A 21,533-nucleotide genomic window follows, 5' to 3' on the forward strand; every position below is an offset into this window, starting at 1 on the left:
CTCGTCACGAGGTGGTCTGCAGTGCCTTCGTGCGCACCTGCTCGCGCACCCACTCCGCGACGGCCGCGGCCGTCGGGTCCTCCCGGAGCGAGATGAGCAGCGTGGGCTTGCTGCCGCGCACCGCGTCGGCGTCCCGGCGCATCACGCCGAGGTCGGCGCCCACCAGCGGCGCGAGATCGGTCTTGTTCACCACCAGCAGGTCCGATGCGGTGACCCCGGGGCCGCCCTTGCGCGGCACCTTGTCCCCGCCGGCCACGTCGACGACGAACACCTGCACGTCGACCAGCCCGTAGCTGAACGACGCCGTCAGGTTGTCGCCACCGGACTCGACGAACACCAGCTCCAGGCCCGGGTGCCGGGACTCCAGCAGCTCGACGGCGTCGAGGTTGGCGGTGATGTCGTCGCGTATCGCGGTGTGCGGGCAGCAACCGGTCTGCACCGCCTCGATCCGGTCGTCGGGCAGCACGGCGTTGCGGCGCAGGAAGTCGGCGTCCTCGGTCGTGTAGATGTCGTTGGTGACGACGGCGAGGTCGTACTCGCCGCCCAGCGTCCGGCACAGCGCGGCGGCCAGCGCCGTCTTGCCGGAGCCCACCGGGCCGCCGAGCCCGACCCGCAGCGGACCGCCGTGGCGGTGGCCGGGGCTGTAGGGGTCGACGTAGTCGTCCAGGTTGTGGTCAGGCGGCATGGTGACTCTCCTTCGGGTTCATGAGGCGAAGAACCGGTCTGTGCGCACGGCGTGCACTTCGGCGAGCAGGTCGAGCAGCGGGTCGGCGGGGACCGGCAGCCCGTCGAGGGCGGCCGCGGCGACCTCGTCGACCTCCGGGCTCAGCCGGGCGGTCACCGCCGCGACGGTGATCGGGTCCATGGCCAGCAGGCGCTGGGCCGCGGTGGCCGGCCCGGAGATCGACAGGTAGGCGGCGGCTGCTGCGGCGTCGCGGGCGCCGAGCCCACCGGCGGCGGCAGCGACCCCCAGCGCCAGCGGGTGGTGCGGCTGCGCGGGCAGCGCCGCCCACGCCGGGTGCGGCCAGGCGCGGCCGCCCACCCGGACCAGCCCGCGCCCCTGCTGCCGGGAGGCGGCCCGGAGCGCCGGCGACGGGGTCCGGGCGTCCGCCTCGGCGTCCAGGGAGCCGAGCGCGGCCACCACGTCGGCGGCGTCGACCGCCCGGCAGGCGGCCGCGGCCAGCCCGGCCGCGACCGCACCCGAGGTGGTCAGCCGCCGCCGGAGGAACGCAGCCAGCGAGCCCGGGTCGGTGAGCACCCCCCTCGCGATCGCCTGCTCCACGCCACCGGAGTGGGTGTGCCCCCCGGCGGGCAGCCGGGAGTCGGCGAGGGTCAGCAGCGCGGCGGTCATCAAAACAGGAAGTAGCGCTGGGCCATCGGCAGCTCGGCGACGGGCTCGGGCTCCCAGACCTCGCCGTCGACCGAGACGGTGAAGGTGTCCGGGTCGACCCGGATGTCGGGCAGCGCCGTGTTCTCCGGCATGTCGGCCTTGCCCAGCCGGGTGGTGTCGCCGACGGCGACCAGCCGCCGGTCGATGGCCAGCCGGTCGGCGAGACCGGCCTCGATGGCCGCCGGGGCCACGAAGTGCACCGACGTCTGCGCCGGGACGCGGCCGAAGGCGCCGAACATCGGGCGGGGCAGCACCGGCTGCGGGGTCGGGATCGAGGCGTTGGCGTCACCCATCTGGCCCCAGGCGATCATGCCGCCCTTGAGCACGACGTGCGGGCGGACGCCGAAGGTCTTCGGGTCCCACAGCACCAGGTCGGCCAGCTTGCCGGGCTCCACCGAGCCCACCTCGCCGTCGATGCCGTGCGCCACCGCGGGGCAGATCGTGTACTTGGCGACGTACCGGCGGGCGCGCAGGTTGTCCGCCACGCCGTCACCGGCGAGCGAGCCCCGCCGCCGCTTCATCACGTGCGCCGTCTGCCAGGTCCGCATCACGACCTCCCCGACCCGGCCCATCGCCTGCGCGTCGGAGCCGATCATCGAGATCGCGCCGAGGTCGTGCAGCAGGTCCTCGGCGGCGATCGTCGTCGGCCGGATCCGGCTCTCCGCGAAGGCGAGGTCCTCCGGCACGGAGGAGTCCAGGTGGTGGCAGACCATGAGCATGTCGAGGTGCTCGTCGAGGGTGTTCACCGTGTGCGGCCGGGTCGGGTTCGTGCTGCTGGGCAGCACGTTCGGGTGTCCGGCGACGGTGATGATGTCCGGTGCGTGACCGCCCCCGGCGCCCTCGGTGTGGTACGCGTGGATGCTCCGGCCGGCGATCGCGGCCAGGGTGTCCTCGACGAAGCCGGCCTCGTTGAGGGTGTCGGAGTGCAGCGCCACCGGCACGCCGTGCCGGCCGGCGACGGTCAGCGCGGCGTCGATCGCCGCGGGCGTGGACCCCCAGTCCTCGTGCAGCTTGAACCCGCTGGCCCCGGCCCGGAGCTGCTCCTCCAGCGAGTCCAGCGAGACGGTGTTGCCCTTGCCCAGCAGCGCGACGTTGACCGGCATGCCGTCCATCGCCTCGAGCATCCGGGCCAGGTACCAGTCGCCGGGGGTGATCGTGGTGGCCTTGGAGCCCTCGGCCGGCCCGGTGCCGCCGCCGATCAGCGTGGTCACCCCGGAGCCGACGGCGGTGGGGACGATCTGCGGGCAGATGAAGTGCACGTGGCAGTCGATGCCGCCCGCGGTGAGGATCCTGCCGTTGCCGGCGAGCACCTCGGTGCCCGGGCCGATGACCAGGTCGGGGTGGACGCCGTCCATCGTGTCGGGGTTGCCGGCCTTGCCCAGCGCCACGATCCGGCCGTCGCGGATGCCGACGTCGGCCTTGACGATGCCCCAGTGGTCGAGCACGACGGCGCCGGTGATGACCAGGTCGGGCGCACCCTCGGCCCGGGTGGCCCGGCCCTGGCCCATCGACTCGCGGATCACCTTGCCCCCGCCGAAGACCGCCTCCTCACCGGCTCGCCCGGGGCCCCCGCAGCGGTCCTCGGTCACCTCGATGAGCAGGTCGGTGTCGGCCAGCCGGATCCGGTCGCCGGTGGTCGGGCCGTAGAGCTGGGCGTAGCGCTCGCGGGACAGCTGCACCATCAGGCCAGCCCCCCTTCCGCGGTCAGGCCCGGGACGACGCGGGCGCCGGCCAGCGGGACGAGGGTGACGGTGCGCTGGATGCCGGGCTCGAAGCGCACGGCGGTGCCGGCGGCGATGTCGAGCCGGTGGCCGTGCGCGGCGGCGCGGTCGAAGGCGAGGGCGGCGTTGGCCTGGGCGAAGTGGAAGTGCGAGCCCACCTGGACCGGCCGGTCGCCGGTGTTGTGCACGGGCAGCTCGATCCGCGGGGCCCCGGGCAGCGTCTCGATGACGCCCTCGGCCGGGATGACCTCGCCCGGGACCACGCCCGGGGTGACGCCTCGGCGGGTCCCCCCGTCCCCGCTCACGGGCTCTGCTCGATGGTCCCGCTCGCTGGCGCTCACGGGATCGGGTGGTGGACCGTGACCAGCTTCGTCCCGTCCGGGAAGGTCGCCTCCACCTGCACCTCCTCCAGCAGCTCGGGGACGCCGTCCATGACGTCGTCCCTGGTCAGCACGGTGCGGCCGGACTGCATGAGGTCGGTGACCCGCTGCCCGTCGCGGGCACCCTCGAGGACGTGGTCGGTGACGATCGCGGTCGCCTCCGGCAGGTTCAGCTTCAGGCCCCGGGCCTGACGACGCCGGGCGAGCTCTGCGGCGTAGCTGAGCATCAGCCGCTCCTGCTCGTGCGGGGAGAGCAGCACGGTCGTCGGCCTCCTGGGGGTGTCCTGGCGGTGAGGTCCGGAACCTAACCGCCCTGTGTGACAACCCTGTTGCCGGGCGGCGCACGACCTGCCGGACGTCGAGGCCTTGCCAGGGTCGGCTCCATGGTCCTATGGTTCATTACATGAGTAATGAACCAGCGAGCCGAACGGTTCGTCGTTCGCTCACCGGAACGGCATGAACGAGGACGCCGGGCCGATCTTCCGGCAGATCGCCGTCCAGCTGGAGGACGCGATCGTCGACGGCTCGCTCGCCGAGGAGAGCCAGGCGCCCTCCTCCAACGAGCTGGCCGCCTTCCACCGCATCAACCCCGCCACCGCAGCCAAGGGCCTGAACCAGCTGGTGAGCGACGGGGTCCTCTACAAGAGACGAGGAGTCGGGATGTTCGTCGCCACCGGTGCCCGCGAGCAGCTGCTGAAGCGGCGGCGCAGCGAGTTCGCCGACCAGTACCTCACGCCGTTGCTGGCCGAGGCCGACAAGGTCGGCATCACCGTCGCCGAGATCGCCACGATGCTCCAGGAGCGGGGTGGTCGGTCGTGACCGCGGCAGCCACCTTCTCCGACGTCACCATGCGGTTCCGTGGCCACACCGCGCTGAGCGGCGTGACCACGGAGATCCAGGCCGACACCATCACCGGGCTGCTCGGCCGCAACGGCGCCGGCAAGACCACGATGATGCAGCTGCTCACCGGGCACCGGGTGCCGACGTCCGGGCAGGTGCAGGTGCTCGGCGAGGCGCCGTACGAGAACGACGCCGTCCTGAGCCGGCTCTGCTTCATCAAGGAGAACCAGCGCTACCCCGACCAGTTCCGGGTGTGCGACGCCGTCTCCGCAGCCGCGGCCGTCTTCCCCGACTGGGACCACGACCTCGCCGCCCAGCTGGTCGAGGACTTCGAGCTGCCGGCGAAGCGGACGATCAAGAAGTTGTCCCGCGGCATGACCTCCGCCGTCGGGATCGTCCTCGGGCTCGCGTCCCGGGCGCCGGTCACCCTCTTCGACGAGCCGTACCTCGGGCTGGACGCCGTCGCCCGGCAGCTGTTCTACGACCGGCTGCTCGCCGACTACGCCGAGAACCCGCGCACGATCGTCCTCTCCACGCACCTGATCGAGGAGATCAGCGACCTGCTCGAGCACGTCCTGCTGATCGACCACGGCCGGGTGCTGCTCGACGCCGACGCCGAGACGCTGCGGGCCACCGCGCTCACCGTCACCGGTCCGGCCCGGCAGGTGGCCACCTTCGGCGCCGCGCACCAGCTGCTGCAGACCGAGTCCATGGCCGGCCAGTCGCGGGCGATCGTCCGCACCGGGACGGCGACCGCCCACCGGATGGCCACCGAGCTCGGGCTGTCTGTGGAGCCGACCTCCATCCAGCACCTGGTGGTCGCCATGAGCCTGAGCTCTGCCGCGACCGACCGAGCTGCTGCCACCGCGTCCTCCGACCTGCAGGGAGTCTCCCGATGAACCGCGTCCTCGGCGCCGCTCGCATGCACCTGATGCACCCGGCCCTGAGCGTCGGGGTGCCGTGGGCCATCGTGCTGTCGTCCTTCGCCATCAACCTCGGCGTCTGGGGGCTCGGGGACGTCGGGGCGGAGACCGACGGTGCTGCCGAGACGGGTGGCTTGGCCTCCCTCTACATCACCGTGCTGGTCGTCTTCGTCCAGGCGGTGACCCAGATGTTCCCGTTCGCCATGGGGCTGAGCCTGAGTCGACGGGACTTCTACCTCGGCACGGCGCTGACGGCGGGGGTGACGGCGGTCGGCTACGGCGTGGCCCTCACCGTGCTGGCCGGCATCGAGAAGGCGACGGACGGCTGGGGAATGCAACTGGCCTTCTGGGCGCCCGCTGGGCTGGACGTCGGCAACCCGGCACTGCAGGTCGTCGTCTACGCGCTGCCGATGCTGGCCTGCGCCTTCGCCGGCATGGGCATCGGGGTGGTGTTCAAGCGGTGGGGGACGCCGGGCATGTACGCCCTGGCGCTCGGGACCCTGCTGCTGGTCGGGCTGACCGCGGTCTGGCTCACCTGGCGGGAAGTCTGGACGGAGTTCGGCGGGTGGCTGGCCGACCTCTCGGTCGCCGACGTCACGATCACCCTGCCGATCGCGGTGGCCGCGGCGCTCGCCGCGCTCACCTTCCTCGGGCTGCGGCGCGCAGTGCCCTGATCCCCGGAGTACGCACGACGGCCGGCCACGGATCCCGTGGCCGGCCGTCGTGGTTCCGGCCCGGATTACTGCCCTGACGGAATCCCCTGACACCCGCCGGGCCCACCCCACGGGACGTCCCCTCGGACGAAACGGAGGGTGCGACCGCGCGGACATCCGCCACCGGCCGCCGGCGGACCCGGCTTTCGGCGCCGAAAGCTGATCGGCGGAGCTGGCTTTCGGCGCGGAAAGTGAAAGCCCGGGAATGCAGAAACGGGGCCACAGCAGATGCTGTGACCCCGTCCCTGGGAGTTATGTCCGGCGGCGTCCTACTCTCCCACCCAGTCCCCCGGGCAGTACCATCGGCGCTGAAAGGCTTAGCTTCCGGGTTCGGAATGAGACCGGGCGTTTCCCTTTCGCCATGACCGCCGTAACACTGTGAACTTGTCCCCCACCCCCACACCCGACCCACGCGACCAGAACACAAAGCTCTGGTGGTGAATCAGGGGGGGTGGGTTCCGTACGTTCAGAACCACACAGTGGACGCGAGACAAACACATAGCTGGATGATGTGTGGTCAAGCCCTCGGCCTATTAGTACCGGTCAGCTCCACGCATTGCTGCGCTTCCACCTCCGGCCTATCAACCCGCTGGTCTGGGCGGGGGCCTTACCCGGTTGACCCGGTGAGAGACCTCATCTTGAAGCGAGCTTCCCGCTTAGATGCTTTCAGCGGTTATCCCTGCCGAACGTAGCCAACCAGCAGTGCTCCTGGCGGAACAACTGGCACACCAGAGGTTCGTCCGTCCCGGTCCTCTCGTACTAGGGACAGCTCTTCTCAAGTCTCTTACGCGCGCGGCGGATAGGGACCGAACTGTCTCACGACGTTCTAAACCCAGCTCGCGTACCGCTTTAATGGGCGAACAGCCCAACCCTTGGGACCTACTCCAGCCCCAGGATGCGACGAGCCGACATCGAGGTGCCAAACCATCCCGTCGATATGGACTCTTGGGGAAGATCAGCCTGTTATCCCCGGGGTACCTTTTATCCGTTGAGCGACACCGCTTCCACATGCCGGTGCCGGGTCACTAGTCCCAGCTTTCGCTCCTGCTCGACCCGTCGGTCTCGCAGTCAAGCTCCCTTGTGCACTTGCACTCGACACCTGATTGCCAACCAGGCTGAGGGAACCTTTGGGCGCCTCCGTTACATTTTGGGAGGCAACCGCCCCAGTTAAACTACCCACCTGACACTGTCCCTGATCCGGATCACGGACCGAGGTTAGACATCCAATTCGACCAGAGTGGTATTTCAACGATGACTCCACGAACACTGGCGTGCCCGCTTCACAGTCTCCCACCTATCCTACACAAGCCGAACCGAACACCAATATCAAGCTATAGTGAAGGTCCCGGGGTCTTTCCGTCCTGCCGCGCGTAACGAGCATCTTTACTCGTAGTGCAATTTCGCCGAGCCTGTGGTTGAGACAGCTGAGAAGTCGTTACGCCATTCGTGCAGGTCGGAACTTACCCGACAAGGAATTTCGCTACCTTAGGATGGTTATAGTTACCACCGCCGTTTACTGGCGCTTGAGTTCTGAGCTTCGCCCCGAAGAGCTAACCCGTCCCCTTAACGTTCCAGCACCGGGCAGGCGTCAGTCCGTATACATCGTCTTTCGACTTCGCACGGACCTGTGTTTTTAGTAAACAGTCGCTTCTCACTGGTCTCTGCGGCCACCCACCGCTGCCCACCGCAAGGGTGATGACAGTGAATGGCCCCCCTTCTCCCGAAGTTACGGGGGCATTTTGCCGAGTTCCTTAACCACAGTTCGCTCGATCGCCTTGGTATTCTCTACCTGACCACCTGAGTTGGTTTGGGGTACGGGCCGCTAAGAACTCGCTAGAGGCTTTTCTCGGCAGCATAGGATCATCCAATTCGCCTCATTCGGCTATGCGTCAGGCCTCACCCTCGTGTCCGACGGATTTACCTATCGGACGGGCCACACCCTTGCACCGGTACTACCACTCACCGGTAGGACTACCTTCCTGCGTCACCCCATCGCTTGCCTACTACCAGTCCAGGTCCCGCGCTCCCCCGGATCAGACCCGAAGGTCAGTCACCGGCTTTGGGCGGTTAGTATCGCTGGGTTCAGCATGGGCGTTCTTTCGCGGGTACGGGAATATCAACCCGTTGTCCATCGACTACGCCTGTCGGCCTCGCCTTAGGTCCCGACTCACCCTGGGCGGATTAGCCTGGCCCAGGAACCCTTGGTCATCCGGCGGGGGAGTTTCTCACTCCCCTTTCGCTACTCATGCCTGCATTCTCACTCGTGTGGCGTCCACGGCTGGATCACTCCGCCGCTTCAATCGCCACACGACGCTCCCCTACCCATCCACACACCTGGCCGCCACCCGAAGGCGACGACGGGTTCATGTGAATGCCACAGCTTCGGCGGTGTGCTTGAGCCCCGCTACATTGTCGGCGCGGAACCACTTGACCAGTGAGCTATTACGCACTCTTTCAAGGGTGGCTGCTTCTAAGCCAACCTCCTGGTTGTCACTGCGATCCCACATCCTTTTCCACTTAGCACACGCTTAGGGGCCTTAGCTGATGATCTGGGCTGTTTCCCTCTCGACTACGAACCTTATCGCCCGCAGTCTCACTGCCACGCTCTCACTTACCGGCATTCGGAGTTTGGTTGACTTCAGTAAGCTTGTGGGCCCCCTAGGCCATCCAGTGCTCTACCTCCGGCAAGAAACGCGTGACGCTGCACCTAAATGCATTTCGGGGAGAACCAGCTATCACCGAGTTTGATTGGCCTTTCACCCCTACCCACAGCTCATCCCCTCCATTTTCAACTGAAGTGGGTTCGGTCCTCCACGCGGTCTTACCCGCGCTTCAACCTGGCCATGGGTAGATCACTCGGCTTCGGGTCTAGAGCACGCGACTGTGCCGCCCTGTTCGGACTCGCTTTCGCTACGGCTACCCCACACGGGTTAACCTCGCCACGTACCGCTAACTCGCAGGCTCATTCTTCAAAAGGCACGCAATCACCCCCACGCACAAGTGCGCATAAGGCTCTCACGGCTTGTAGGCACACGGTTTCAGGTACTATTTCACTCCCCTCCCGGGGTACTTTTCACCTTTCCCTCACGGTACTTGTCCGCTATCGGTCACCAGGGAGTATTTAGGCTTAGCGGGTGGTCCCGCCAGATTCACACCGAATTTCACGGGCTCGGTGCTACTTGGGATACAACTCGGGAGGCCTTGTGTTTTCGTGTACGGGGCTCTCACCCTCTACGGCGACCCCTTCCAGAGGCCTTCCACTAACACAAGACTTTCTGACTCCCTGCACCCTCGGCAGAAGGCACTGAATCGTCCCACGACCCCGACCACACAACGCCTGCCGGCTTGACATGCGATCGGTTTAGCCTCATCCGCTTTCGCTCGCCACTACTCACGGAATCACGGTTGTTTTCTCTTCCTGTGGGTACTGAGATGTTTCACTTCCCCACGTTCCCTCCACACGCCCTATGTGTTCAGGCGCGGGTCACACCACATGACTGGTGCGGGGTTCCCCCATTCGGAAATCCTCGGATCAACGCTCGGTTGACAGCTCCCCGAGGCTTATCGCAGCCTCCTACGTCCTTCATCGGCTCCTGGTGCCCAGGCATCCACCGTGTGCCCTTAACAACTTGACCACACAAACACCCACGCCCACCCACAACACAACGAGCCCAACCACCACCCCCACAAGGAGAGCCAGATGACCGGACCCGGAGACGTTCATGGATCAGCGCAGATATCCAGATACATACCTACAAACTTGCTAGATGCTCGCGTCCACTGTGCAGTTCTCAAAGTACGGAAAGTCACTCCACATCCCCCACCGCCAGACCCCGATGACAACCCTTCCAGGCACACCGGGCGGTACGACGAGCATGAAGCCCTCCGAGAAGAAACACCCACTCCCACCACGCAAGCAGCGGAGGCGGCCCGTTCCCTCAGGACCCAACAGCGTGCCTACGACCAGCCCCCCACCACCACCGCGTTCCACACCCACCCCAGAAGGGCAGGCCGTACTAGCAGCGACACCAGGTCACCAGCCGAACTGGTCAGCGTTCCACCCTCGAGCTCCGTCACGAACACCCGCACCCACCCGAAATTGGGCGAGCATCACGGTCCGTGCACGGCTCTGGACCAACCACCACGAGGAACCCCGTGCAATGGCCGGCCAGTGCTCCTTAGAAAGGAGGTGATCCAGCCGCACCTTCCGGTACGGCTACCTTGTTACGACTTCGTCCCAATCGCCGATCCCGCCTTCGACGGCTCCCTCCACAAGGGTTGGGCCACCGGCTTCGGGCGTTACCGACTTTCGTGACGTGACGGGCGGTGTGTACAAGGCCCGGGAACGTATTCACCGCAGCGTTGCTGATCTGCGATTACTAGCGACTCCAACTTCATGGGGTCGAGTTGCAGACCCCAATCCGAACTGAGACCGGCTTTTTGGGATTCGCTCCACCTCGCGGTATCGCAGCCCTTTGTACCGGCCATTGTAGCATGTTTGCAGCCCTAGACATAAGGGGCATGATGATTTGACGTCATCCCCACCTTCCTCCGAGTTGACCCCGGCAGTCTCCTATGAGTCCCCACCATAACGTGCTGGCAACATAGGACGAGGGTTGCGCTCGTTGCGGGACTTAACCCAACATCTCACGACACGAGCTGACGACAACCATGCACCACCTGTGCACGACCCGATAAAGGACCTGCCATCTCTGACAGATTTCCGTGCATGTCAAGCCTAGGTAAGGTTCTTCGCGTTGCATCGAATTAAGCAACATGCTCCGCCGCTTGTGCGGGCCCCCGTCAATTCCTTTGAGTTTTAGCCTTGCGGCCGTACTCCCCAGGCGGGGCGCTTAATGCGTTAGCTGCGGCACGGAGACCGTGGAATGGCCCCCACACCTAGCGCCCAACGTTTACGGCGTGGACTACCAGGGTATCTAATCCTGTTCGCTCCCCACGCTTTCGCTCCTCAGCGTCAGTTACTGCCCAGAGACCCGCCTTCGCCACCGGTGTTCCTCCTGATATCTGCGCATTTCACCGCTACACCAGGAATTCCAGTCTCCCCTGCAGTACTCTAGTTTGCCCGTATCGACTGCAGGCCCGAGGTTGAGCCTCGGGTTTTCACAGCCGACGTGACAGACCGCCTACGAGCTCTTTACGCCCAATAATTCCGGACAACGCTTGCACCCTACGTATTACCGCGGCTGCTGGCACGTAGTTGGCCGGTGCTTCTTCTGTAGGTACCGTCACTTTCGCTTCGTCCCTACTGAAAGAGGTTTACAACCCGAAGGCCGTCATCCCTCACGCGGCGTCGCTGCGTCAGGCTTTCGCCCATTGCGCAATATTCCCCACTGCTGCCTCCCGTAGGAGTCTGGGCCGTGTCTCAGTCCCAGTGTGGCCGGTCACCCTCTCAGGCCGGCTACCCGTCGTCGCCTTGGTGGGCCGTGACCCCACCAACAAGCTGATAGGCCGCGGGCCCATCCTCAGCCGATGAATCTTTCCACCACCAGACCATGCGGTCAGCGGTCACATCCGGTATTAGCACCAATTTCTTGGAGTTATCCCAGAGCTGAGGGCAGGTTGCCCACGTGTTACTCACCCGTTCGCCGCTAGGGCACCCCCCGAAGGAGGGCCTCGCTCGACTTGCATGTGTTAAGCACGCCGCCAGCGTTCGTCCTGAGCCAGGATCAAACTCTCCGTAGATGATTTGATCACAGGCTGAGACCGAGAGTTGGCACTCTCGTTCAATCAACCAAAGGAACCCAACGACATCCGAAGACGCCGAATGGGGATTTGTTACTTGGCACTGACTTTCGGCACGCTGTTGAGTTCTCAAGGAGCGGACGCGCACGTTCCCCGACCGATTGCTCGGCCGTTCTTCGTGGCGGTGATTCCCACTCTACACCGAGTTCCGCAGCAGTCGAACCACGGGGGTTCGTCCGGCGGTTTCCCAGGCCTTGCGGCCCGGTCCGTTCTCGCTCGGTGCATGGAGAACGATACACGCACTCAGAGGGGCTCTGCAGGGGGGTCCCCGGCGACCCTCTCGAGAACCCTCGACAGCCGCGCTGAGCTGGCAGGACGCGGCTCAGGCCACCCCTCGGGGGCGGAACTGGACGCTCACCCGGGGACCCACCGGCTTCGTCGTCTTCGGGATGCAGTGCTCCCACGTGCGCTGGCACGAGCCGCCCATCACGACCAGGTCGCCGTGCCCGAGCGGGAAGCGGAGGCTCTCGCCCCCACCCATCGGGCGGAGCAGCAGCGGACGCGGTGACCCGAAGGACACGATGGCGACCATCGTGTCCTCGGTGCGGCTGCGACCGATCCGGTCGCCGTGCCAGGCGACGCTGTCCCGGCCGTCGCGGTACAGGCACATGCCCGCGGTGACGAAGGGCTCGCCGAGCTCGGGCCCGTAGTGCGCGTTGAGGTCGCGGCGGGCCTCGGTCAGCATCGGGTGCGGGAGCACCTCGTCACCGCCGTACCACCGGAGCAGCCGCGGGACGGCCACCTCGCGGTCGTACATCTGCCGGCGGTCCTCCCGCCAGCCGATGTCGCCGAGCAGCACGTCGAGCACCAGGTCGGAGCCCTCCACCCAGCCAGGGAGGTGGTCGACCCAGGCGCCACGGGACAGGTGGTGCCGGGTGACCCGGCCGGCCAGCGGGGTGAGCGCGGCCTCCTCGGCGACGTCCCACATGGACGGCTGGTGCGCGAGCGACATGGCAGGACGCTACCGCAGGTTTCGCACAGGTGTTCGAAAACCTGTGGACAACCCTCCTACGCCGAGAGGGCCAGCACGAACGGCAGCACCGAGCCGGCCCCGGCCAGGCGCAGCTCACGGCCGGCGACGGTCATCGTCCAGCGCGAGTCGGCCAGGTCGTCGACGAGCAGGACCGGGGCGTCACCCAGCTCCGCGAGGCGATCCCGCAGCTCCGGACCGACCACGATCCGCTGCCACACCCCGGCCAGCCGGAAGGCGCTGTTGCCCCCGGGGCCGCCGGTGGGCCCACCGTGCGCCAGCTCCAGCTGGCCCAGGTACGGGAGCCGCCCCAACCGGGAGAGCGCCTCGGCCACCCCGGTGACCAGCGCGGGCCGGCGCCGCGACGGCATGGCCACCACGGCACCGGGACGCTGGGCCCAGTCCCAGGCACCCAGCACCCGGGCGCAGGCCTTCACCAGCTCCTCGTCCGGAGGGGCGTCCGAGGTGACGCCCGGGCGGATGACCCGGTGCGAGACCTCCAGCGCGGCGTCCGGGTCCTCCTCCAGCGGCGGGGCCTCGAGGTCCTCGGCCAGGGTGGCCACACCGCCCACGCCGTCGTCCCCGAGCAGGGTGCGCAGCCGCTGGCCCCAGCCGAGGTCGGTGAGCCTGGCCACGGCCCGGCCGGTCTCCACGGACTCGGTGGCGGGGATCTTGCCCTTCACCTGCACGCCCAGCCGGTCGGCACCGGTGGGCCACTGCGCGCGCGGGGCCAGCTCCACGCCGGGGCGGTCGAGCCGGGCCGAGGCCGCCTGCGCCGCACCGGCCGGGATGTCGGTGGCGTACCAGGGGCCGGCGCAGACGTCGCAGCGGCCGCAGGGCGCCGCCGTCGGGTCGTCCAGCGCCTCCTGGAGGAACGCCATCCGGCACTCCGCCGACTCGACCGGCCGGGCGTAGGTGATCATCGCCCGCTGCTCGGCCTCCCGGGTGGCGGTGACCCGGGCGTACCGGTCGGCGTCGTACACCCACGGGACGCCGGTCGACCGCCAGCCGCCCTGCACCCGCTCGACCGCACCGTCGACGGCGAGCACCTTGAGCAACAGCTCCAGCCGGGACCGCCGGACGTCGGCGACCGTCTCCAGCCGGGCGACCGACCAGGCCTTGCCGTCGGCCATCGCGGTGAGCACCGCGGCAGCGTGGTCCTCCCGGGGCATGGACGACGTGGCGAACCACTGCCAGATCGCGAGGTCCTCCGGGCCCGGCAGCAGCAGGACGTCGGCGTGCTCGACGGCGCGGCCGGCGCGACCGACCTGCTGGTAGTAGCTGACCGGGGACGACGGCGCCCCCAGGTGGACGACGAAGCCCAGGTCGGGCTTGTCGAAGCCCATGCCCAGCGCCGAGGTCGCGACCAGCGCCTTCACCCGGTTCTCCCGCAGGGCCTCCTCGGCGTCCTTGCGGTCGGCGTCGTCGAGCCGGCCGGTGTAGGCGCGCACCTCGTGCCCGGAGTCGCGCAGCAGGGCCGCCGTCTCCTCGGCCGCGGCCACCGTCAGCGTGTAGACGATGCCGCTGCCCGGCAGCGACTCCAGGTGCGCGGCGAGCCAGGCCAGCCGGGCCCGGTCGGTGTCCAGCCGCAGGACGCCGAGCCGCAGCGAGTCGCGGGCCAGCGGACCGCGCACCGTGGTGACCTGCACGCCGCCGGCGCCCAGCTGCTCGGCGACGTCGGCGACCACGCGCTCGTTGGCCGTCGCCGTCGTCGCGAGCACCGGGGTGCCGGCCGGCAGCTGACCGAGCAGGTCGCGGATGCGCCGGTAGTCGGGCCGGAAGTCGTGGCCCCAGTCGGACACGCAGTGCGCCTCGTCGACCACCAGCAGCCCGCACCGGGACACCAGGGCGGGCAGCTGCTCGTCGCGGAACCGCGGGTTGGTCAGCCGCTCCGGGGACACCAGCAGGACGTCGACGTCGTCGGCGGCGAGCCGGGCGTTGATGTCGTCCCACTCGGTGACGTTGGAGCTGGAGATCTCCACCGCCTTGATCCCGGCCCGCGCCGCGGCGGCCACCTGGTCGCGCATCAGCGCCAGCAGCGGGCTCACCAGCAGCGTCGGCCCCTTGCCGCGACGGCGGAGGAGCGCGGTGGAGACGAAGTAGACGGCGGACTTCCCCCAGCCGGTGCGCTGCACGACCAGCGCGCGCTGCTGCCGCTCGACCAGCGCGGCGACCGCGTCGTCCTGCCCCTCGCGGAAGACGGCGTCGGGGCGGCCGGTGAGCTCGCGCAGCACGGCGAGCGCCTCGTCGGCGGTGCCCTCGACGAAGCCGGTCTCCACAGCGGTGCTCATGCCCCCGACCGTAGGCGGCGGCACCGACATCGGGGGCCCGGCGTGCGGCGGCTGTGGACGACCGGTTGGATGGGATCCGATGCTGCCGCCGGACAACCACGTGCACTCCGAGTTCTCGTGGGACACCGGCCCACGGGCCTCGCTCCTCCGCGCCTGCGAGCGCGCCGTCGAGATCGGCCTGCCGGCCATCGCCTTCACCGAGCACCTGGACTTCACCGTCTGGGACGCCGCGGACCGGGCGACCGCGCAGGGCCTGACCGACCGCCACCCCGCCAACCAGCTGCCGATCGACGTCGACCTCTACGCCGAGACCATCTGGGAGGCCCGGCAGCGTTTCCCGCAGCTGCGGGTCTGGTCGGGGGTCGAGGCCGGCGAGCCGCACCTGTTCGGCGCGAGCGTGGCGGCCCACCTCTCCGCCAGCCCGGTCGACCGGGTCCTCGGCTCGCTGCACTCGCTGCCGGTCGACGGCCGGCTGATGGGCGTGAACCGGCTGCTGCACGTGCCGGGGGTGGACGTCGTGGCGACGATGCGCCGCTACCTCACCGAGATGGTCGCGATGATCGAGACCAGCGACGTCTTCCAGGTGCTGGCGCACTGCGACTACCCGCGCCGCTACTGGCCCGGTGGGCGCGACCTCTACCCGGAGGCGACCTTCGAGGAGGAGTACCGCGCGGTGTTCCGGGCGCTGGCCGGCAGCGGCCGGGCGCTGGAGGTCAACACGACCAGCCCGCTGTGGTCGGTCGACCTGCTGCGCTGGTACCGCGAGGAGGGCGGCGACGCGGTCAGCTTCGGCAGCGACGGGCACCAGCCGCACCTGGTCGGGCAGCGGTTCGACCTCGCGGTCGACGTCGTCGAGCAGGCCGGCTTCCGGCCGGGCCGCGACCGGTTCGACTTCTGGCGTCGCTGAGACGAGCGCCACACCCGGGTCTGGGACCGTTCCGTCACGGTCGGCCGGTCGGCTGCCGATGACAGCAGGCGTGACGGCTCAGCTCCTCTTCGACGGCACCTTCTCCACCGACGCCGTGGCGTCCGCGGGCCACCGGCTCGTGCAGCAGCTGCACGACGAGGCGATGGCCACGATCGCCTCCCTCGCGGAGACGTGGGACCGGCCGGCCGAGGACGCGCCGGCCGTGGACGAGGAACCGCTGACCTACCAGGACCCGGCCACCTGGTCCGTGGTCGACGACGAGGACGAGCAGTACGGCGAGGACGACGAGGACGACGACGTCCTCGTGCTGCCGCAGGTCGAGCTGCCGGCCCTGCTGCCGCGCCCGCGGCGGGCGACGACGAACGTCGCCGCCCCGGTCGACCCGGAGCCGGCCGGGAACGTGGCGGCCGCGGTGACCGACGAGTTCGCCGTCCCGGCGGAGCGCCAGTACGCCTGACCCCCGAGTTCCGGACTTTCCGGAACCAGTGGGTACCGACTCGGTGGTGCACCGCCGATGAAGGACCCATGACCACTCCCGCAACCACCGACGACGTCGTGCTCGCAGCCGAGGAGACCCCGGCCGGGGTCGCGCTCGCCGCGGGCCTCGAGGCAGTCGCCGGCCTGCACGACGAGGCGCTCGACCGGATCGCCCACCTCGCCGACACCTGGGCCGCCGCGGACGCCCCGGCGGACGAGGTGCGGGTGCTGCGCCTCGCCGAGCGCCCGACCGTGGGCCAGCGGGTCGAGGCTGCCGCCGCCTGACCCCGAGGTGCGCCTGCGGGTACTTCACCGCTAAGGCAGTTTGCCGCTAGGGTCGTGCGATGACCCTCCCCCGCCGCGTCGTCATCGCGCTCGGGGGCAACGCCATGACCGGCCCCGACGGGTCGGCCACCCCCGGCGCCCAGCGGGACGCGATCGCGCAGGCCGCACAGCACGTCGCCGCCGTCGTCGGCACCGGGACAGAGGTCGTGCTCACCCACGGCAACGGCCCGCAGGTCGGGAACCTGCTGGTCAAGAACGAGCTGGCCGCCCACGAGGTGCCGCCGGTCCCGCTGGACTGGAACGTGGCCCAGACCCAGGCCACCATCGGCTTCACCCTCGCCGACGAGCTGGACGCCGCGCTCGCCGCCCGGGGTCTGGGCCAGCGCACCGCCGCCCTCGTCACCCGCACCCTGGTCGACCCGGCCGACCCCGGGTTCACCGACCCCACCAAGCCCGTCGGCCGCTACCTGCCCCGCGAGGAAGCCCAGCGGTTCATCGCCCTGGGCCAGCGCTGGGAGGACCGCGGCGACCGCGGCTGGCGGCGGGTCGTCGCCTCGCCCGAGCCGCGGTCGGTGGTCGACGCACCCGCGATCGCGGCGCTGAGCGCGGCGGGCTTCGTCGTCGTGTGCGCCGGGGGTGGCGGCGTCCCGGTGGTGGACGACGGCCGCGACCACGCGGGCGACGCGACCGCGCTGCGCGGCATCGAGGCCGTCATCGACAAGGACCTCACCGCCGCGCTGCTCGCCTCCGAGCTGGGCGCCGACACCCTCGTCATCGCCACCGACGTCGCGCACGTCATGGTCGACTTCGGCACGCCGACCGCCCGTCCGCTGGGCCGGGTGACCGCCGCCGAGCTGCGCGGGCTCGCGGCGGCCGGCCAGTTCGCGCGCGGCTCGATGGGCCCGAAGGTCGAGGCCGTGCTGCGCTTCGTCGAGTCCGGGGGCACCCGCGCCGTCATCACGTCCCTGGAGCACATCTCCGACGCCGTCAGCGGTGACGACGTCGGCACCGTCCTCACCGCCGAGTAGAAGGAAGAACCAGTGCCTGCACCGATCGAGGTCCGCAAGGTCCCGCTGCACAACGTCAGCGACGCCTCCGAGCTCGCCGAGCTCATCGACTCCGGCGTCATGGACGCCGACCGGGTCGTCGCCGTCATCGGCAAGACCGAGGGCAACGGCGGGGTCAACGACTACACCCGGATCATCGCCGACCGCGCGTTCCGCGAGGTGCTGCTGGAGAAGGGGTCGCGCAGCAAGGAGGAGGTCGGCGAGATCCCGATCGTCTGGTCCGGCGGCACGGACGGCGTCATCAGCCCGCACGCCACCATCTTCGCCACGCTGCCCGAGGACTCGGTCGAGAAGACCGACGAGCCGCGGCTGACCGTCGGGTTCGCGATGAGCGAGGTGCTGCTGCCCGAGGACATCGGCCGGCTCACCATGGTCGAGAAGGTCGCCGAGGGCGTGCGCCGGGCGATGGCCGAGGCCGGCATCACCGACCCCGCCGACGTCCACTACGTGCAGACCAAGACGCCGCTGCTGACCATCGAGACAATCCGCGAGGCCAAGTCCCGCGGCCAGGAGACGTACTACGACGAGCCGCACGGCTCGATGGACCTCTCCAACGGCACCACCGCCCTGGGCATCGCGCTGGCGCTCGGCGAGATCGAGATGCCGGAGCAGAAGCAGGTCATGCGCGACTTCTCGCTGTTCAGCGCGGTCGCGTCCTGCTCGTCCGGCGTGGAGCTGGACCGGGCGCAGATCGTCGTCGTCGGCAACGCCCGCGGGCACGGCGGCGCCTACCGGATCGGCCACTCGGTGATGAAGGACGCGCTGGACCAGGACGGCATCTGGGACGCCATCCGCAACGCCGGGCTCGACCTGCCCGAGCGGCCGCGCACCAGCGACCTGGGCGACAAGCTGGTCAACGTCTTCCTCAAGTGCGAGGCCGACCCGACCGGCTACGTGCGCGGCCGGCGCAACGCGATGCTCGACGACTCCGACGTCTTCTGGCACCGGCAAATCAAGGCGACCGTGGGCGGCGTCGCCGCGTCGGTGACCGGCGACCCGGCGGTGTTCGTGTCGGTGGCCGCGGTGCACCAGGGCCCCTCCGGCGGCGGCCCGGTCGCCGCCATCGTCACGGCGTAGCCGGGAGGACGCCGGCCGGGCTGCGCCCGGCCGGCGTCAGGCGATGCAGCTGGTGTCCTCCGCGGTGCGCTCGCTGGTGGCGTAGGTGCCGTCGGTCGGGGTGGCGACGGGCGGCGTGACGGCCACGCCGACGCCGGTGAAGTCCGAGCCCAGCACGAGCTGCACGGTGCCCTGGGGCAGCGCGTCGTCCACGGTCACCGCGGCGCCGGGCACCTGCGCGGCGACCGCGGCGGCCAGCGCCTCGTCGCCGGCGGCCGCGCTGATCGTGGTGACGTCGGCGGCGTCGGCGTTGCCCCCGCTGCTGGCGACGAACCCGGCGGCGCTGAGCTCGTCGGCGGTGGTCGCGGCGGCGCCGGCCACCCCGGAGCCGTTGAGGACGCTCACCGTGACGTCGCCGGGGTCGGCGGCCTCGACCGCCGGTGCCGCGTCGGCCGGCTCGGGGTCAGCGCTGAGCGAGGCGAAGAAGGCCTTCAGCGCGTCGGGGTCGGCCGGCTCCAGCACCAGGCCGGCGTCCTCCCGGGCGTCCTTGAGCCCGGGGATGGTCTGGAAGGTGATGGCGCCGGGCTGCACGGCCTGCATCTGCGCGGCCAGGTCCAGCAGGCTCAGCCCCTCGTCGACGGTGACGCTGTCGCCGACCTGCTCGATGACCTGACGCTGCTTGACCGGGTTGAGCAGCACGCCCGACGAGAGCACGTTGCGGATCAGACCCGCCAGGAACACCTGCTGGCGGACCTGCCGGTCGATGTCCGTGCGCGGCAGACCGTCACGCTGCCGGACGAACTCGAGCGCATCGGCACCGCTGATCGTCTGGACGCCTGCCTGGAAGTCCGCCCCGGAGTTCACGTCCGAGGTCGCGTTGCACAGGTTCACCTCCACGCCGCCGACGATCGAGCTGATGTTGATGAAGCCGAGCAGGTTGACCTCGGCGTAGTGGTCGATCTGCACGCCGGTGGCGCCGCTGATGGTCTGGATCAGCAGCTGGGCGCCGGCTGCCTGCTTGTCCGCCTCCGACCCGCTGGCGTCGTTGTAGCCGCGGCCGAAGGCGGAGTTCAGCTTCGCCTCCCCGTACCCGGGGATCGACACGTAGAGGTCGCGGGGGATGGAGACGAAGGCCGCCGCCGACCCGTCGGCCGGGATGTGCGCCAGGATCATCGTGTCGGTGTTGAGCAGCCCGTCCGGGTCGCCGGTGTTGAACTCCTGGACCTGCTCGGGGGTCAGCCCGGCGCGGGAGTCACGGCCCACCAGCAGCAGGTTCATCGCCTGCCCGGCGTGGTCGTCGCCCGACGCGTCGGTGTTGCCGTCGGCCGGGATGGCGTCGGTGCGGCCGACGCTCGCGTCGGCCACCCGCGCCAGGTACCAGCCCCACCCGCTGCCGGCGAGCACCAGCACGGCGAGGACGCCGGACAGCGCCCGGACCGCCACGACCAGCCTCCGGGGCGTGCCCGGCCGGGACCGGGCGGCGTGCGCGGCGCTGCGTCCGGCCCGCGGGTCCCGCCGCGGGTCCAGCCGCGGGGGCAGGGTCGGTCCGGTGGGCTCCTCGCGCGGCATGGCCAGCCTCCAGCAGTCCCCGTGACCCGGCGGTGATCGTCGGCCCGAACCTATCGGTCCAGGTCAACCGGGTAGCGGCACCACCCGGGCGGTCAGCGGCGGGCGGCGAGCACCCGGGCGGCCTCCCGGTCGGCGGCGGTGTTGACCACGCCGGCCCGCGAGCCGCGCAGCTTCGCCGCGATGTGCTCCCCGATCGTCACCGGCAGGTACCGCGGCTCCTCGCCGGGCGCGAGGCACTCCGGCAGCGGGGCGACGACCGCCTCGACGTCCCCGTCGTGGAAGAAGGCGGCCGACCGGCGCCGCTGGATCGTGCCGTCGATGATCGGCGGCTTCACCCGGTGCAGGGTCGACATCCACCGCTCGTTGGTCAGCCGGGCGGTGACGTCGCCCAGGTTGACCAGCAGCGCGCCGTCCGCGGGCACGACGTCGTGCCAGCCGCCGTCCGTACCGAGCACCTGCAGGCCGGCCACCTGGTCGGCCCACAGCACGGTGACGATCCCGTAGTCGGTGTGCTCGCCCATCCCGGTGAGGTCGCCGTCCAGCCGCACGGTGCCCTCGGGCAGCGCGTAGTTGTTCATCCGGAGCACGTCGAGCGAGTGGTCGGTGATCCGCGCGAAGAAGTCCGGTGCCAGGCCCAGCGCGTCGGCGAAGACCCGGGTGAGCGTGCGCGCGACCCGGCCGGCCTCGGCGGACCAGGCCTCGACGGCGGGCCGGAAGCCGGCGACGTCGGGCCAGGTGTTCTCCGCGTAGTCGGGCTGGGGCAGGCCCGGGGCGTGCGGGTAGCTCGCCTGGGAGGCGCCGACGTTGAACGCCTCGAAGAAGTCGTTCATCCGGGTGGCGGCCTCGACCCCGAGGGACAGCGACAGCGACTCGCTCTTCGGCGGGCTGTAGCCGCGGTTGACCTCGGGCGGGGTGCGCCAGGCGTTCTTCACCTCGAGCGGCTGGGCGAAGAACGCGTCCATCGCCCCGGCCAGGCCGTCGGCGACCGCGGCCGGCACGCCGTGACCGACCACCTGGATGAAGCCGACCGTGCGGCAGGCCTCGTCCAGGGCGGCGGCGACGGCGGCGCGTTCCCCGGGTGACCCGTCGCGCACGTAGGCGGAGACGTCGACGACCGGGACGGCGAAGCTCATGCGCGCAGCCTGCCGTCCCGACGTTGC

At 69.7% G+C, this 21,533-nt stretch carries 17 protein-coding genes and 3 rRNA genes; 8 read left to right on the forward strand and 12 right to left on the reverse strand.

The window, feature by feature from the left end:
• Positions 1-4: 4 nt before the first annotated feature.
• From ureG to FHX36_RS14590, 5 genes are read right to left on the reverse strand one after another with little or no spacing between them, the layout of a single operon-like run.
• Positions 5-685, reverse strand: a complete 681-nt coding sequence (gene ureG, locus FHX36_RS14570; RefSeq protein WP_110552827.1) for an urease accessory protein UreG — start codon at positions 683-685, stop codon at positions 5-7.
• An 18-nt stretch (positions 686-703) separates the two neighbouring features.
• Positions 704-1,351: an urease accessory protein UreF gene (locus FHX36_RS14575; RefSeq protein WP_183513853.1), complete on the reverse strand. Its 648-nt coding sequence runs from the start codon at positions 1,349-1,351 to the stop codon at positions 704-706.
• A complete protein-coding gene (locus FHX36_RS14580) occupies positions 1,351-3,072 on the reverse strand; it encodes an urease subunit alpha (RefSeq protein ID WP_110553900.1) in 1,722 nt (573 codons plus the stop codon). Before FHX36_RS14580 ends, FHX36_RS14575 begins: the two co-directional genes overlap by 1 nt.
• Positions 3,072-3,416: an urease subunit beta gene (locus FHX36_RS14585; RefSeq protein WP_258373019.1), complete on the reverse strand. Its 345-nt coding sequence runs from the start codon at positions 3,414-3,416 to the stop codon at positions 3,072-3,074. Before FHX36_RS14585 ends, FHX36_RS14580 begins: the two co-directional genes overlap by 1 nt.
• Positions 3,417-3,448: 32 nt before the next feature.
• Complete coding sequence (locus FHX36_RS14590) at positions 3,449-3,751, reverse strand: urease subunit gamma (RefSeq protein WP_110553898.1); 303 nt, start codon at positions 3,749-3,751, stop codon at positions 3,449-3,451.
• A gap of 196 nt (positions 3,752-3,947) precedes the next feature.
• Between FHX36_RS14590 and FHX36_RS14595 the strand changes: the two genes are divergently transcribed.
• Genes FHX36_RS14595 through FHX36_RS14605 form a run of 3 tightly spaced genes read left to right on the forward strand, consistent with a single transcriptional unit; the run spans position 3,948 to position 5,928 of the window.
• Positions 3,948-4,310 (forward strand): GntR family transcriptional regulator, encoded by a 363-nt coding sequence (locus FHX36_RS14595; RefSeq protein WP_110553897.1) that lies wholly within the window; start codon positions 3,948-3,950, stop codon positions 4,308-4,310.
• Positions 4,307-5,230 carry an ABC transporter ATP-binding protein gene (locus FHX36_RS14600; RefSeq protein ID WP_110553896.1) on the forward strand — a complete coding sequence of 308 codons (924 nt, stop codon included), beginning with the start codon at positions 4,307-4,309 and terminating at the stop codon, positions 5,228-5,230. Before FHX36_RS14595 ends, FHX36_RS14600 begins: the two co-directional genes overlap by 4 nt.
• Positions 5,227-5,928 (forward strand): hypothetical protein, encoded by a 702-nt coding sequence (locus FHX36_RS14605; protein ID WP_110553895.1) that lies wholly within the window; start codon positions 5,227-5,229, stop codon positions 5,926-5,928. The genes FHX36_RS14600 and FHX36_RS14605 overlap by 4 nt, the downstream gene beginning before the upstream one ends.
• 295 nt (positions 5,929-6,223) lie before the next feature.
• Here the strand turns inward: FHX36_RS14605 and rrf are convergent.
• From rrf to FHX36_RS14630, 5 genes are all read right to left on the reverse strand, one after another.
• A 5S ribosomal RNA gene (gene rrf / locus FHX36_RS14610) occupies positions 6,224-6,340 on the reverse strand.
• A gap of 140 nt (positions 6,341-6,480) precedes the next feature.
• Positions 6,481-9,602 (reverse strand): 23S ribosomal RNA (locus tag FHX36_RS14615).
• Between the two features lie 547 nt (positions 9,603-10,149).
• A 16S ribosomal RNA gene (locus FHX36_RS14620) occupies positions 10,150-11,670 on the reverse strand.
• The 16S, 23S and 5S rRNA genes sit together here, the layout of an rRNA operon.
• A 382-nt stretch (positions 11,671-12,052) precedes the next feature.
• Positions 12,053-12,682, reverse strand: coding sequence for an alpha-ketoglutarate-dependent dioxygenase AlkB (locus FHX36_RS14625; RefSeq protein ID WP_110553391.1), 630 nt, complete (start codon positions 12,680-12,682; stop codon positions 12,053-12,055).
• A 56-nt stretch (positions 12,683-12,738) separates the two neighbouring features.
• The gene (locus FHX36_RS14630) at positions 12,739-14,991 is read right to left on the reverse strand and encodes a RecQ family ATP-dependent DNA helicase (protein ID WP_110553390.1); all 2,253 of its coding nucleotides are present in this window, start codon (positions 14,989-14,991) and stop codon (positions 12,739-12,741) included.
• A gap of 79 nt (positions 14,992-15,070) precedes the next feature.
• Here FHX36_RS14630 and FHX36_RS14635 point away from each other — a divergent pair, with 79 nt between their 5' ends.
• The 5 genes from FHX36_RS14635 to bar all read left to right on the forward strand — a co-directional run bounded on the left by FHX36_RS14635 (position 15,071) and on the right by bar (position 18,825).
• The gene (locus FHX36_RS14635) at positions 15,071-15,898 is read left to right on the forward strand and encodes a PHP domain-containing protein (protein ID WP_110553389.1); all 828 of its coding nucleotides are present in this window, start codon (positions 15,071-15,073) and stop codon (positions 15,896-15,898) included.
• 70 nt (positions 15,899-15,968) lie between these two features.
• A complete protein-coding gene (locus tag FHX36_RS14640; protein ID WP_110553388.1) occupies positions 15,969-16,376 on the forward strand; it encodes a hypothetical protein in 408 nt (135 codons plus the stop codon).
• Between the two features lie 68 nt (positions 16,377-16,444).
• Complete coding sequence (locus tag FHX36_RS14645; RefSeq protein WP_110553387.1) at positions 16,445-16,681, forward strand: hypothetical protein; 237 nt, start codon at positions 16,445-16,447, stop codon at positions 16,679-16,681.
• A gap of 59 nt (positions 16,682-16,740) precedes the next feature.
• Positions 16,741-17,709, forward strand: coding sequence for a carbamate kinase (locus FHX36_RS14650; RefSeq protein WP_110553386.1), 969 nt, complete (start codon positions 16,741-16,743; stop codon positions 17,707-17,709).
• A gap of 12 nt (positions 17,710-17,721) precedes the next feature.
• Positions 17,722-18,825 (forward strand): barbiturase, encoded by a 1,104-nt coding sequence (bar, locus tag FHX36_RS14655; protein WP_110553385.1) that lies wholly within the window; start codon positions 17,722-17,724, stop codon positions 18,823-18,825.
• A 36-nt stretch (positions 18,826-18,861) separates the two neighbouring features.
• Here bar and FHX36_RS14660 read toward each other — a convergent pair whose 3' ends face one another.
• Positions 18,862-20,373: an LCP family protein gene (locus FHX36_RS14660; RefSeq protein ID WP_183513854.1), complete on the reverse strand. Its 1,512-nt coding sequence runs from the start codon at positions 20,371-20,373 to the stop codon at positions 18,862-18,864.
• Positions 20,374-20,465: 92 nt separating this feature from the next.
• Entirely contained in the window at positions 20,466-21,506 is a 1,041-nt protein-coding gene (locus tag FHX36_RS14665; protein ID WP_110553050.1) for an isopenicillin N synthase family dioxygenase, read from the reverse strand.
• Positions 21,507-21,533: the final 27 nt, after the last annotated feature.

The organism is Modestobacter versicolor, from assembly GCF_014195485.1.
GTDB classification, from domain to species: domain Bacteria; phylum Actinomycetota; class Actinomycetes; order Mycobacteriales; family Geodermatophilaceae; genus Modestobacter; species Modestobacter versicolor.